This is a genomic window from Streptomyces sp. WM6372, from assembly GCF_001279655.1.
Lineage (GTDB): Bacteria > Actinomycetota > Actinomycetes > Streptomycetales > Streptomycetaceae > Streptomyces.
Genome location: NZ_LGDB01000226.1, coordinates 50,956 through 63,123, shown reverse-complemented (window position 1 = coordinate 63,123; position 12,168 = coordinate 50,956). Strand labels below are relative to the sequence as shown.

The following is a 12,168-nucleotide window of genomic DNA, read 5'->3' as shown; positions in this document are numbered from 1 at the left end:
GGCCCGCCCTCCCCCACCCCGGCCCACGCCCCGGCCGGCGGTTCGGCCTCGGCCGGCCAGGGGCCTCCGGACCACCCCGGCTCGGGCGGGGCGGGGTCGGGGCGTAACGGCGGCGGCTCGGCCGGGGCCTCCAGAGCCCCGAGGCGGGCCGTGAGGTCTGCGTGGCGGGAGACGGCCCTGGCGGTGTCGTCCTGGATCCAGGCCAGTTCCCGGGTCAGTGTCTCCGCCTCGGCCGGGTGCGCGGTGGCGGCCAGGCGGGCCGTCAGGGTGCGGGTCGCCGCCTCCGAGACGGAGTGCTGGTCGGCGGCCGCCGCCAGCAGGGTCCCCAGCTCCTCCGCGCCGCCCGGCAGCCTGTCCCACACCGCGACCGCCGCGGCCCGCAGCCGGGCCGCGTGCGCCCGCTCGCGCGCCGCGAACTCCGCGCCCCTGATCCCCTCCAGGTCGCCGAGCAGCGACTCCACCACGTCCCACGGGGGCATCGCGGCTCCGTCCAGGCAGGCCCGCAGACCCTGCGGATCCCGGCGCAGGAACTCTCCGTACCAGCCCGTCCCCGGATCGAGTCTCTGCGTCAACCCGCGCAAGTAGCCCGAGAGTTGACCGATCGCCTGCGAAGTCGCGGTCTCCATGCCCCGCATTGGACCCCACCGGTGTTACGGGCGGGCTACGGGAATCTCAAAGCTTGACGGCGATCGCGGTGTGCGGGCGCTTCCCGCGCCGGGCCACCGCGGCGGGCACATCCAGGGCCCAGAACTGCCACGTGTACTTCCGCGACATCAGCTTCCGCACCCGCGTCAGCCCCGCCTCGTCCAGCAGCCGCGCCTCGCCCTCCAGCACGGCCGCCCCCTCCGCGACCCGCCCCCGCACGTCGCAGGCGCGGACCGTGACCCGCCCGTTGTTGCGGATCCGCTTCACCTTCCAGGAGTCGCTGCGCGTCCACACGTACAGCTCGCCCCCGTCGGCCACGGCCCACACCGGCGTCGCGACGGGCGTGCCGTCCTTGCGGAACGTGGTGAGGCTGACGTACTTGCCCTGGTTCAGCTCATCGAGAGTCATCCCCGGAGCCTACGACGGCCCCCGGGGCGCGGCCGGCCGCGTACCCGGGTCCCCGGCGGACGCCCGGCCCTCCGGCGCCGCGCACGCGGCAAGCAGCAGACCGGCCGCCAGCAGGGCGCCGAGGAGTGCGAAACCGAGTCGTTGGGAAGCGTTCGAGGTCGACACGCCTTCACGCTTGCCCCGCTCCCGCCGGCCCCCACCGTCGATTGGGCCGTTCGGCCCGCCGGCCCCGCCCGAAAGAAACCGCAGGTCCGCGGCCCCGGCAGGGCCCCGGGCCACCGCGACGGAGCGTCAGGGCGAAGGTCGGGCCGAAGGCCAGGCCGAAGGCGAAAGTCAGGCCGAAGGCGAAGGCCAGGCCGAACGTCGGGCCGAACGTCAGGCCGGTACGAACGCGCAGCGGCGCAGCACATCGTCCAGGGACAGCCCGAGCGCCTCGGTGAGGGCGGCCACGGTGAAGAAGGCCGGCGTCGGCGCGCGGCCGGTCTCGATCTTGCGGAGGGTTTCGGCGGACAGCCCGGCGCTCGCCGCGACCTCGACCATGCTGCGGCCGCCGCGGGCCTCGCGCAGCAACGCGCCGAGGCGCTCGCCGCGCTCGCGCTCTTCAGGAGTGAGAGGGGTACGGACCATGCCCCCATCCTACCGCCTCCCCCAATAACTATCCCGTTAAAGTTATACCGGTATAGTTATTGGCATGGTGGAACTGAAGACGGAAGAATCGATCAACGCGATGCGCGCCCCGGGCCGGGTCGTCGCCCACGCCCTGGCCGCCGCACGGGATGCCGCGCGGGTCGGGGCGTCCCTGCTGGACCTGGACGGGGCGGCCCGCGCGGTACTGGACGAGGCCGGCGCGAGCTCGCCGTTCCTCGGCTACCGGCCGCACTTCGCGCCGGTGCCCTTCCCCGGGGTGATCTGCGCCTCGGTCAACGACGCGATCGTGCACGGCATCCCCGACGGCTACCGGCTCCGCGACGGGGACCTGGTCAGCATCGACTGCGGGGCCGAGCTGGGCGGCTGGGTCGGGGACGCGGCGGTCAGCTTCACCGTCGGCCGCCCCCGCCCCGCCGACCTGCGCCTGATCGAGACCGCCGAGGCGGCCCTCGCGGCCGGCATCGCCGCCGCGCGGCCGGGCAACCGGATCGGCGACATCGCGTACGCCATCGGCACGGTCTGCCGCTCCGCCGGGTACGGGATCATGGAGGACTTCGGCGGCCACGGCGTGGGCCGCACCATGCACGAGGACCCGGGCGTGCCCAACGAGGGCCGGCCCGGGCGCGGCATGCAGTTGCGCCCCGGCATGGTCCTCGCGATCGAACCGATGCTGATCGCGGGCGGTGGGGACGAGTACCGGTGCGACGCGGACGGCTGGACCCTGCGGACCCTCGACGGCAGCCGCGCCGCGCACACGGAGCACACGGTCGCGATCACCGCCGACGGCCCGAGGATCCTCACCGCCCTCTGAGGAGCCCTACGCGGGCACGGGCGGCCCCTACGGCTTCCCGTGCGGGTGGACCACCATCGCCGAGCCCCCGCCCCGCCGGGTCGTCTCGGCCGCCGCCAGCCAGCGCCCGTCCGGGAGCCGCTGGACCCCGGTCGCCGCGCCGATCTCCGGGTTCTGCCGGAAGCCCTGGCCCAGTGCCTCCAGTTGGGCGCGCAGCGGGCTGTTCCACAGGCCCGGCTCCAGCTCGGTGGTGGTCTGGTTGCGCTGGCTGGCCCGCGGCGCCGCGATGGCGTCGACCAGCGGCAGGCCCCGGTCCAGGTGCCCGATCAGGGTCTGCAGGACGGTGGTGATGATGGTGGCGCCGCCCGGCGAGCCCACCGCGAGCACCGGACGCCCGTGCTCCAGCACGATGGTCGGGGACATGGACGAGCGCGGCCGCTTGCCGGGGCCGGGCAGGTTCGGGTCCGGGACCCCGGGGGCCGCCGGGGCGAAGGAGAAGTCGGTCAGCTCGTTGTTGAGGAGGAACCCGCGGCCCGGGACGGTGATCGCGCTGCCGCCGGTGGACTCGATGGTCAGGGTGTACGAGACGACGTTGCCCCAGCGGTCGGCGACCGTCAGGTGCGTGGTGTTCTCCCCCTCGTACGTGGTCGGGGCGGCCTGGCCGGAGCCGCCGCAGGCCGCCGGGTGGCGCGGATCGCCGGGGGCCAGCGGGCTGGTCAGCGTACGGTCCGGGGAGATCAGGCAGCCGCGCGAGTCGGCGAACCGCTGTGAGAGCAGTTCCCGCGTCGGCACGTTCTCGGCGGCCGGGTCGCCGACCCAGCGGCCGCGGTCGGCGAAGGAGATCCGCGAGGCCTCGATGAACCGGTGCAGGTACTGGGTCTCGGACAGCTTCGACAGGTCGGTGCGCTCCAGGATGTTGAGCGCCTCGCCGACCGTGGTGCCGCCCGAGGAGGAGGGCGCCATGCTGTACACGTCAAGGCCCCGGTAGCCCACCTCGGTCGGGGCCTGCCGCTTGGTCCCGTACGCGCGCAGGTCACCGGTGGTCAGGTCGCCGGAGCGGACGATCCGGGTGGCGGCCGGGTCCACGGGGGGTGTGCGGACAACCCGGACGACGTCCTCGCCGATCGGGCCCCGGTAGAGCGCGCCGGTGCCCTTGCGGCCGAGTTCGGCGTACGTGGCGGCCAGGTCGGGGTTCTTGAAGGTGGAGCCGACCACCGGGAGGTCCCCGCCCGGCAGGAACAGCTTCGCGGTGTCCGGGAAGTCCTTGAAGCGGTCCCGGTTGAGCTCGGTCTGGGCCCGGAACGTCGTATCGACCGTGAACCCGTCGCGCGCCAGTTTCTCGGCGGGCTTCAGGAGCCGGCCGAGGGAGCGGCTGCCCCAGGCGTCCAGTGCGCTCTTCCACGTGGCCAGGGTGCCGGGGACGCCGACGCTGCGGCCGCTGGTCTGGCCCTGCTCGAAGGGGATGGGGACGCCGTTCTCCTGGAACAGGGTTTCCGTCGCCGTCGCGGGCGCGGTCTCGCGGCCGTCGATGGTCTGCACCCGGCGGGACTTGGCGTCGTAGTAGACGAAGTAGCCGCCTCCGCCGATGCCGGCGGAGTAGGGCTCGGTGACCCCGAGCGCGGCGGCGGTGGCGACGGCCGCGTCCACGGCGTTGCCGCCGGAGCGCAGGACGGCGATGCCGGCGGCCGAGGCGTCGGCGTCGACGCTGGCGACGGCACCGCCGTACCCGGCGGCGACGGGCACCTTGGGCGGTGCGGTGGCCGCGGTGGGCGGGGCGGCGGCCCCGGTGGAGACGAGCGCCCCGGCGAGGGCGACGAGCGCTAACGGACGAACGGCGGGACGACGCATCCCGAACCTCCCAGTCGACGGCCGGTCAGAGCCAGGTCCCGCACTGTAACTTCACCGCACCCCCCACGTCAGGAGCGCGCGGGGACGGCTACCATCCGCCGCATGAACGACGACGTGCGCAACATCGTGCTCGGGCTGATAGCCACCGCCCTCAGCGGCGGGTTCGGCTGGTTCGCCCGAACCTACCTGTGGCGCCGCAACCTGCGCCGCAAGCAGGTGTTCTTCGGCCTGCCGACCGGCTCGGACTGTCTGTTCGTCGTCAACCGGCAGATGGGCGGCAAGGAATCGTCGGTACACCGCAACGACGCCTTCGCGCTGCTGGAGATCTCCGCCCTGATCAAGGACTGCGGAGCGAACGTCCAGATCGTCACGCACGACGAGGCGCGTCAGGGATTCGGCGAGCGGGCCGAGTTCTGCGTCGGCGGCCCCGCCTCCAACACCCGTACGGTGGCGCACCTGGCGTCCATGCTGCCGGGGGTACGGGTCAACATGGACAGCCAGGAGCACGAGGACAGGGGCGCGATCCAGGTGGGCGGCGAGGCCTACCGCTGGGTCAGGGACCGGGTGGAGTTCGTACTGCTGGCCCGGCTGGCGGGCGGGGAGGGAGGCCGGCCGGTCTTCCTCCTGTCCGGGCAGACCGCGGTCAGCAACCAGGCCGCGGCCCGCTATCTGGCCCGCAACCACAAGCAGCTGGCCCGGAAGTACGGCGCGGACGCCTTCTGCCTGATCCTGAAGGTGGTCAACTCGCAGGCCTACGGTCCCGATGTGACCGAGCTGGCGGCCGACGTCACCCGGGCCGCCCTGACACCCGCAGCGGCAGCCGCGTGATCCCGTTGATGAAGTTCGACACCAGCCGTCGCGGCTCGCCCGCGAGTTCGGGGGCCGGCATGGCCGCGCGCCACTCCTCGTAGAGCACGCCCAGCTGGAGCCGGGCGAAGTGGGCGCCGAGGCAGACGTGCGGGCCGTCGCCGAAGGAGACGTGCGGGTTGGGCGTGCGGCCGAGGTCGAGGCGCCCCGGGTCGGTGAAGACGCGCTCGTCGTGGTTGGCGGAGGCGTGGAAGACCACCACCTTGTCCCCGGCGCGGATCGGCTGCCCGGCGAGCTCCGTGTCGACGGCGGCGGTGCGGCGGAAGCTGAGCACCGGCGGGTGGACGCGCAGCAGTTCGTCCACCGCGGTGTGCACCGGCACCCGCCCCTCGGCGAGCGGCCGGTACGCGTCCGGGTCGCCGGCCAGGGCCAGCAGGCCGCCCGGGGCCGCGCTGCGTACCGTGTCGTTGCCCGCGACGGTGAGCAGGAAGAAGAACATCTCCAGCTCGGCCGGGTCCAGCCCGGCCCCGGCGAGCGCGGTCATCACGTCGTCGCCGGGGTGCGCCCGCTTGTGGGCGGCCAGCTCCCGGGCGTACGAGAACATCTCGCCGAGCAGGGCCGGGGAGCGCGGGTTGAGGGGCCTGCCGTCGGGGCCGAGCCGGGGCGCGGGCGCGTCCTCGGGGTCCTGGTAGCCGATGACCCGTACGGTCCACTCCAGCAGCAGGCCCCGGTCGGCGGCCGGAACGCCCAGCAGGTCGGTCAGGTTGAGCAGCGCGTACTCGTCGGTGACCGCGGCGACCAGGTCGGCGGCTCCGTCCTCGGCGCCGTCCCGGGCGGCGGCCAGCAGCGTACGGGCCCGCTCGCGGACCCGGCCGGCGAAGGCGTCGACGCGGGCGGGGGTGAACGCACGGGAGACCAGCCGGCGCAGCCGCCCGTGGTCGCCCGCCCCGTGGTCCCCCGCACCGCGGCGCGGATCCTGGTTGAGCATGGTGCGCCGCAGGAACGGCAGGTCGGCCGGGTCGGGATCGCGGATCTGGGTGGCGCCGAGCCAGGAGGAGTACGTGGCGTGGTCGCGCAGCACCCGGACCACGTCGGCGTGCCGGGTGACCGCCCGGAATCCGGGGCCGGCGGGCCAGCCGGCGATCTCCGGCTCCTCCTGCCAGGCCACCGGGTGGTGCTCGCGCAGCAGGCGGTAGCTCTCGTACGGGATCCCGGCCCCGTAGATCCGGGGGTCGAACACGTCGGGCACGTACGCGGCGGGGTCCATGGGGCCACGGTGGCGGGCGCACCGGCCCCGCCGCAAGGGGAGGATCAGCTGCCGAGTTCGCAGCGGGCGGGGCCGACGTCGGCGTCCGTGCCGAGCAGGACCACCTGGTACCGCGGTTCGGTGGAGGCCACCGTGCACACCAGCTGCTGGCGGGCCGTCTCGGACAGGGTGGCGACCTTGAACGGCAGGCCGACCCCGATGGTGTCCTCCGAGATCATGGTCGTCCCGGCGCTGGCGCCCTGTTTCTTGATGTCCAGCACGGGCAGCCGGGTCTCCAGGCCCGCTGCCCTCTGCGCTTCGGTGGGGCCGACGAGCAGCCGTATGAGGAGCGAAGCCTCCGACATCGCGGGCTGCTCCCTCTCGGGTATGGGGAAGAGCCGCCCGTCGGACGCCACGAGGTACACCGTCCCCTTGGTCCCGGGCCCGGGCACGACGACCTTCCCGGCGGCCCCGCTCTCGATGACCCCGGTGGGCTTGATCCCGCAGCCGGTGAGCAGCAGTCCTCCCAGCAGCAGGGCGACGGCGGCCGCGGCCGCGCGTGTCCGGGTCATGCGTCGGCCTCCAGGGGCATGTCGAGGAGGAACACCGCTCCCCCGGCGGCGCCGTTCGCGGCACGCAGGGTGCCGCCGTGCAGCCGGACGTTCTCCAGGGTGATGGCGAGCCCGAGGCCGCTGCCCGCGGAGCGGGTGCGGGCGGCGTCGGCCTTGAAGAAGCGGTCGAAGATGTGCGGCAGCACCTCGGGGGCGATGCCGGGCCCGCTGTCGGCGACTTCGATCAGCAGCCGGGTGCCGTCGGGCCGCGGCTGCGTGCGCACGCCGACGCGGACCGGGGCGCCGCCGTGCCGGAGGGCGTTGCCGACGAGGTTGGCGAGGACCACGTCGAAGCGGCGCGGGTCGAGCCGGGCGCGGACCTGCGACGGCAGGTCGGTGCGCACCCGCTCGTCGTCCCAGTGGCGGCGCTCCAGGGTCTTCTGCACCGCCTCGGCCACGTCCACGTCGTCGAGGTTGAGCTCGGCCGCGCGGGCGTCGAAGCGGGATATCTCCATGAGGTCCTCGACGAGGACGGCGAGTTTGCCGGTCTCGGCGCTGACCAGCCGCAGGGCGGCGGCCGTGTCGGGGTCGAGGCGCTCGGCCTCCTCGTCCAGGACCTCGGTGACGGCGAGCATCCCGGCCAGCGGGGTGCGCAGTTCGTGGGAGACGTCGGAGGCGAAACGGCGGGCCCGGACCTCGGCCTCCCGCAGTTCGTCCACCGACTGTTCGAGGGCGACGGCGGTCTCGTTGAAGGTGCGGGCGAGTCCGGCGAGCTCGTCGGAGCCGCGGACCTCGATCCGCGTGTCGAGACGGCCGCTGCCGAGCCGCTGGGCGGCGCGGCGCATGTCCCGCACGGGGCGCAGCACGCTGCGCGCGGCGAGCAGGGCGGGGATGACGGCGATGGCGAGACCCGGGACGGCGCCGCGCTTGGCGGCTTCGACCATGGCGTCGACCGTCTTGCCCTCGGTGGTCAGCGGCATCGTCGCGAAGAGGACCAGGCCGGTGGGTTCCCGGACGTCGTGGTGGAGCCAGACGGCCGGCATGCCGACGGCCAGGTACGGTCTGCCCGCGGGATCGGTCACCCGTTGGAACGCGCCGTGCGGATGGGCCGTCACCTGGCGGCGGAGCTCGTCGGTGACCACGGTGGAGGTGGGCGCGCTGGTGCTGGAGGCCCGCAGGGTGCCGTACTCGCCGAAGACGTTCCAGGGGTTCGGCTTGCCCCTCTTCCCCAGCTCGGTGACGATCCGCTGGAGCTGTGCCTGGTCCAGCGGCAGATCGAGGGGCTGGGTCTCGATCTGGTCGCGCAGGGTGCTGACCGCGGTGTCCTGGCTCTGCTTGAGGACGGCCGTGCGGGCCTGCTGGTAGGTCAGCGTCGCCGTGGTCACCGCGCTGATCGCGGCGACGAGCAGGAAGGCCGCGATCAGGCGGGTGCGCAGCCCGAGCGGCGCGATGCGCCTCACAGCGGGCCGAAGCGGTAGCCGAAGCCGCGCACGGTCTGGATGTAGCGGGGGCTGCCGGCGGGGTCCTCGACCTTGGTGCGCAGGCGGCGTACGCAGGCGTCCACGAGCCGGGCGTCGGCGTGGTAGCTGTGGTCCCAGACGTACTCCAGGAGCTGCTGGCGGGAGAAGACCTGCTCGGGCGAGGCGGACAGGTGCAGCAGGAGTTTGATCTCGCTGGGGGCGAGGGGGACGCGCTCCCCGTTCTTCGCGACGGTCAGTCCGGCCCGGTCGATGGCGAGCTCGCCGTGGAACTCGACCTCGGGGCGGCTGCCCGCCGGGGCTCCGAGGCGGCGCAGCACGGCCTTGATGCGGGCCTCGATGACCTCGGTGCGGGCGGGTTTGACGATGTAGTCGTCGGCGCCGGCTTCGAGGCCGACGACTATGTCGAAGTCGTCGCCGCGGGCGGTCAGCATGATGATCGGGAGCTGGCTGGTCTCGCGGATGCGGCGGCAGACCTGCACGCCGTTCATCCCGGGCAGCATCAGGTCGAGCAGGACCAGCTCCGGGAGGAAGGTCCCCATCAGCGCGAGGCCCGCCTCGCCGGTTTCGGCGGCGGCCACCTCGTGGCCGCGGCGGCGCAGGCCGAGGCCCACTCCTTCCCGGATGGAAGGGTCGTCCTCGATCAGCAGTACGCGTGGCATCCGGTCATTATCCAAGATGGCTCTATGTCTCGTTCTCCCGCTAACGGCCGGTCTTGCGCCGCAGGGAGTCCAGCAGGTCGGTGATTTCGGTGAGGCCGAGCGGCCTGGCGAGGAGGACGACGACCAGCGCGAGCGCCGCGGTTCCCGCACCGACGGCGGCGAAGTCGCCGAGGCCGTCGGCGGCGCGGGCGGCCGCGTAGGCCGCGGCCACCCCGGGCAGGCAGGCGGTCAGCAGCCGCAGGTGGGTGCGGAGCGCGGTGGCGCGGCGCTGCGTACGGGTCCCGGTGCGCGGGCCGAGCCGCCGCGCGAGGGTGTACGCGGTCACCGCGAGGCCCGCGAACAGGGCGACGGAGTAGGCGCCGGCCATGCCGGTGACCGCCCAGCGCGGGGGCAGCAGCAGGTAGGCGGCGGCCGACAGCCCGGCGTTCAGGGCGGCGATGACCAGGTTCAGGAAGAAGGGGGTCCGGGTGTCGGAGAGGGCGTAGAAGGCGCGCGAGAGGACGTACTGGCCGGAGAAGGCGATCAGGCCGGGTGCGAAGGCCGTCAGCATGCCGGCCATGACCGCGGTGTCGGCGGCGCCGGTGCGCCCGTACCCGAAGACGCTGCCCATCACCCAGGGGGCGAGCGCGGCGAAGAGCGCGGCGGCGGGCACGACGAGTGCGGCGCTGGAGCGCAGCGCGTACGACACGTCCCGGCGGAGCGCGCCGAGGTCGCCGTCGGCGGCGGCCGCGCTCATCCGGGGCATCAGGGCGGTCACGAGGGAGACGGTGATGATGCCCTGCGGGACGATCCACAGCTGGTAGGCGTTGCTGTAGGCGGTGTATCCGGCGCCGCCCGCGAGCCCGGCTTCCACGGCCCGGTGCCCGGTGGCGGTGGAGAGCCGGGTGACGACCCAGTAGCCGATCTGGTTGGTGAAGACGAGCATGACCAGCCAGCCCGCGTTGCGCAGCGGGCGGGCGAGGCCCTGGCCGCGCCAGTCGAAGCGGGGGCGCCAGCGGAAGCGGGCGGCGCGCAGCGAGGGGACCAGGGCGAGGGCCTGGATGACGATGCCGGCGGTGGTGCCGAGGCCGAGGAGGCGGGTCTCGCCGGCCGTCAGGCCCTCGGGCGCGTCGTGGGAGACGTACAGGAAGAGCCCGAAGACGCCGATGATCACGATGTTGTTGAGGACGGGGGTCCACATCATCGCGCCGAACCGGCCGCGGGCGTTCAGCACCTGGCCGAGCAGGGTGAACAGCCCGTAGAAGAGGATCTGCGGCAGGCAGTACCGGGCCAGCGCCACGGTGGTGCTCGCCTGGCCGCCGGTGTACGGGGTGTACGCGGAGACGATCAGCGGCGCGGCCAGCACGGCGACGGCCGTCAGCGCGACGAGCGCCGCGGTGCAGGCGGTGAGCAGCCGGTCGGTGTAGGCGGCCCCGCCGTCCTGGTGCTCCTTCGCGGCCCGCACGAGCTCGGGGACGAAGACCGCGTTGAGCGCGCCGCCGATGAGCAGCATGTACAGGATGTTCGGGACGGTGTTGGAGACGGCGTAGCTGTCGCCGAGCAGCCCGGTGCCGAGTGCGGCGACGACGACGGCGGAGCGGACGAACCCGGTGGCGCGGGAGACCATCGAGCCGGCCGCCATGAGGGCGCCGCTGCGCAGCACCGAGCTCTTCCCCGGTGCCGCGTCGGCGGCGCCTTCGGCGGACGGGCCGGTGGCCGGTCTGGTGTCGGTGGTGGTCACCGGCGGGCCAGGTAGGCCTGGAATGCCTTGTGGAGCGCCGTGTTGGCGTATCCGTCCATGGGGGTCTCCCACTCGCCGAGCGTTTCGACGACCTGCCCGCCGGTGCCGAGCTTCCAGCGCAGCAGCCCGAAAGAACGTTCGTCGGGGTCAAGGGTGGAGGGTACCCCGCGCATGTCGTACTCGTCGGCTCCGAGGTCGTGGGCGTCGCACATCATCCGCCACTGGAGCGCGTTGCTGGGGCGGACCTCGCGGCGGTGGTCGGCGGAGGCGCCGGTCTGGTACCAGACCCGCTTCCCGGCCACGATCATGGTGTGCGCGGCGAGGATCTCGCCCTGGTGGATGCCCAGGTAGAGCCGCATCCGGCCGGGTGCCTCGGCGTTGAGGACCTCGTACTGCTGCTCGTAGTACGCGAGCGAGCGGCCGAGCCGGAAGCCGTCGCGCTCCTCGGTGATGCGCAGCAGCCGGTAGAACTCGGGCAGGTCGGCGGCGGTGCCGAGGACGGTCTGCACGCCCGCCTTCTCGGCCTTGCGGACGTTGCGCCGCCACTCCTGGTTGAGGCCGGACCACAGCTCCTCGCGGGAGCGGCCGGCGAGCGGCACGCGGAAGACGTGGCGGGGCTGGGCGTCGCCGTCGTCCTCTCCGCCGCAGCGCTTCCAGCCGCGGGTGCGCAGCCGGTCGGCGAGGGCGGCGCCGACCGGGTCGACCTCGGTGGCGAGCACGTCGGAGATCTGCCGGCCCGCTCCGGTGGCGGACTTGACGGCGGCGGCGTCCCAGCGGCGGTAGGCGGGCGTGGGGCCCATCCGGACGGCGAAGGCGCCGGCGGCGCGCAGATGCCGCTTGAGGGGGTCCAGCCACCGGTCGATGTGCGGGTCGGACCAGTCGGCGACCGGGCCTTCGGGGAGGTAGGCGAAGTATTTGCGGGTGCCGGGGAATTGCCGGTAGAGGACCAGCCCGGCACCGGCTGTTTGTCCGTCGGGATAGTGCCATCCGACCCTTTCCGAGCGCCAAAGGTCCTTTACCTCGGCCCAGGACGGGTACTGGAGAAAGCTCGCGTTCCGGTTACGGGAAAGGAAGCCCTGGTATTCCGGTACGGACATCGGACGCACACTCAGCTCCCGCTCCGGGGACTGGTGTCGCTGGGCGGAGCTCACGAGCAGTGCGCACACGGCGAATCGGCCTTCCTGTACGTCCGGGGATGCGGGACGCACAGGACTCTCACAGGAGTCCGTGACCGGGGTGCGCGGCGATTGTGACCGGACGATGACCGTTTCGCTGCGGTCCACGTCACAACCGAAAGTCGGATCTTTTCGGCGGATTGTGCAACCTACAGTCGTGCCGTCCGCATCTCCATTTGCGAACGATCAT

Annotated in this window: 11 protein-coding genes and 1 pseudogene; 2 read left to right on the top strand and 10 right to left on the bottom strand. The window is 73.5% G+C overall.

The features are described from left to right. The 3 genes and pseudogenes from ADK52_RS42655 to ADK52_RS32865 form a co-directional block, all read right to left on the bottom strand. Nucleotides 1-626, bottom strand: a pseudogene (locus ADK52_RS42655) (UL36 very large tegument protein); the annotation flags it as partial. 46 nt (nucleotides 627-672) lie between these two features. Beyond that, nucleotides 673-1,053, bottom strand: a complete 381-nt coding sequence (locus ADK52_RS32870) for a PPOX class F420-dependent oxidoreductase (RefSeq protein WP_053693511.1) — start codon at nucleotides 1,051-1,053, stop codon at nucleotides 673-675. 375 nt (nucleotides 1,054-1,428) lie between these two features. After that, nucleotides 1,429-1,680, bottom strand: a complete 252-nt coding sequence (locus ADK52_RS32865; protein WP_030858268.1) for a helix-turn-helix domain-containing protein — start codon at nucleotides 1,678-1,680, stop codon at nucleotides 1,429-1,431. A gap of 64 nt (nucleotides 1,681-1,744) precedes the next feature. Between ADK52_RS32865 and map the strand changes: the two genes are divergently transcribed. Then, the gene (gene map, locus ADK52_RS32860) at nucleotides 1,745-2,512 is read left to right on the top strand and encodes a type I methionyl aminopeptidase (protein WP_053693510.1); all 768 of its coding nucleotides are present in this window, start codon (nucleotides 1,745-1,747) and stop codon (nucleotides 2,510-2,512) included. Nucleotides 2,513-2,539: 27 nt separating this feature from the next. Here the strand turns inward: map and ggt are convergent, their stop codons facing one another. Further along, entirely contained in the window at nucleotides 2,540-4,339 is a 1,800-nt protein-coding gene (gene ggt / locus ADK52_RS32855; protein WP_053693509.1) for a gamma-glutamyltransferase, read from the bottom strand. A 102-nt stretch (nucleotides 4,340-4,441) separates the two neighbouring features. Here ggt and ADK52_RS32850 point away from each other — a divergent pair, with 102 nt between their 5' ends. Next, nucleotides 4,442-5,167, top strand: coding sequence for a hypothetical protein (locus ADK52_RS32850; RefSeq protein ID WP_053693508.1), 726 nt, complete (start codon nucleotides 4,442-4,444; stop codon nucleotides 5,165-5,167). On the opposite strand, the gene ADK52_RS32845 is transcribed toward ADK52_RS32850, so the two are convergent. The 6 genes from ADK52_RS32845 to ADK52_RS32820 are packed head-to-tail and all read right to left on the bottom strand — an operon-like array spanning nucleotide 5,127 to nucleotide 11,900. Beyond that, complete coding sequence (locus tag ADK52_RS32845) at nucleotides 5,127-6,413, bottom strand: cytochrome P450 (protein WP_182508509.1); 1,287 nt, start codon at nucleotides 6,411-6,413, stop codon at nucleotides 5,127-5,129. The genes ADK52_RS32850 and ADK52_RS32845 overlap by 41 nt on opposite strands. 44 nt (nucleotides 6,414-6,457) lie before the next feature. After that, a complete protein-coding gene (locus tag ADK52_RS32840) occupies nucleotides 6,458-6,964 on the bottom strand; it encodes a hypothetical protein (RefSeq protein WP_053693507.1) in 507 nt (168 codons plus the stop codon). Further along, nucleotides 6,961-8,403, bottom strand: coding sequence for a sensor histidine kinase (locus tag ADK52_RS32835; RefSeq protein WP_053693506.1), 1,443 nt, complete (start codon nucleotides 8,401-8,403; stop codon nucleotides 6,961-6,963). Before ADK52_RS32835 ends, ADK52_RS32840 begins: the two co-directional genes overlap by 4 nt. Beyond that, the gene (locus ADK52_RS32830; protein WP_053693505.1) at nucleotides 8,400-9,083 is read right to left on the bottom strand and encodes a response regulator transcription factor; all 684 of its coding nucleotides are present in this window, start codon (nucleotides 9,081-9,083) and stop codon (nucleotides 8,400-8,402) included. Before ADK52_RS32830 ends, ADK52_RS32835 begins: the two co-directional genes overlap by 4 nt. Before the next feature lie 40 nt (nucleotides 9,084-9,123). Next, entirely contained in the window at nucleotides 9,124-10,803 is a 1,680-nt protein-coding gene (gene murJ / locus ADK52_RS32825; RefSeq protein ID WP_053693504.1) for a murein biosynthesis integral membrane protein MurJ, read from the bottom strand. Further along, a complete protein-coding gene (locus tag ADK52_RS32820) occupies nucleotides 10,800-11,900 on the bottom strand; it encodes a lipid II:glycine glycyltransferase FemX (RefSeq protein ID WP_107090234.1) in 1,101 nt (366 codons plus the stop codon). The genes murJ and ADK52_RS32820 overlap by 4 nt, the downstream gene beginning before the upstream one ends. Between the last annotated feature and the right edge of the window lie 268 nt (nucleotides 11,901-12,168).

What these genes read in the sequence shown, in the direction of transcription:
- ADK52_RS32870 (WP_053693511.1), bottom strand. Translation starts at nt 1,053, where the DNA reads ATGACTCTCGATGAGCTGAACCAGGGCAAGTACGTCAGCCTCACCACG.
- ADK52_RS32865 (WP_030858268.1), bottom strand. Translation starts at nt 1,680, where the DNA reads ATGGTCCGTACCCCTCTCACTCCTGAAGAGCGCGAGCGCGGCGAGCGC.
- map (WP_053693510.1), top strand. Translation starts at nt 1,745, where the DNA reads ATGGTGGAACTGAAGACGGAAGAATCGATCAACGCGATGCGCGCCCCG.
- ggt (WP_053693509.1), bottom strand. Translation starts at nt 4,339, where the DNA reads ATGCGTCGTCCCGCCGTTCGTCCGTTAGCGCTCGTCGCCCTCGCCGGG.
- ADK52_RS32850 (WP_053693508.1), top strand. Translation starts at nt 4,442, where the DNA reads ATGAACGACGACGTGCGCAACATCGTGCTCGGGCTGATAGCCACCGCC.
- ADK52_RS32845 (WP_182508509.1), bottom strand. Translation starts at nt 6,413, where the DNA reads ATGGACCCCGCCGCGTACGTGCCCGACGTGTTCGACCCCCGGATCTAC.
- ADK52_RS32840 (WP_053693507.1), bottom strand. Translation starts at nt 6,964, where the DNA reads ATGACCCGGACACGCGCGGCCGCGGCCGCCGTCGCCCTGCTGCTGGGA.
- ADK52_RS32830 (WP_053693505.1), bottom strand. Translation starts at nt 9,083, where the DNA reads ATGCCACGCGTACTGCTGATCGAGGACGACCCTTCCATCCGGGAAGGA.
- ADK52_RS32820 (WP_107090234.1), bottom strand. Translation starts at nt 11,900, where the DNA reads ATGTCCGTACCGGAATACCAGGGCTTCCTTTCCCGTAACCGGAACGCG.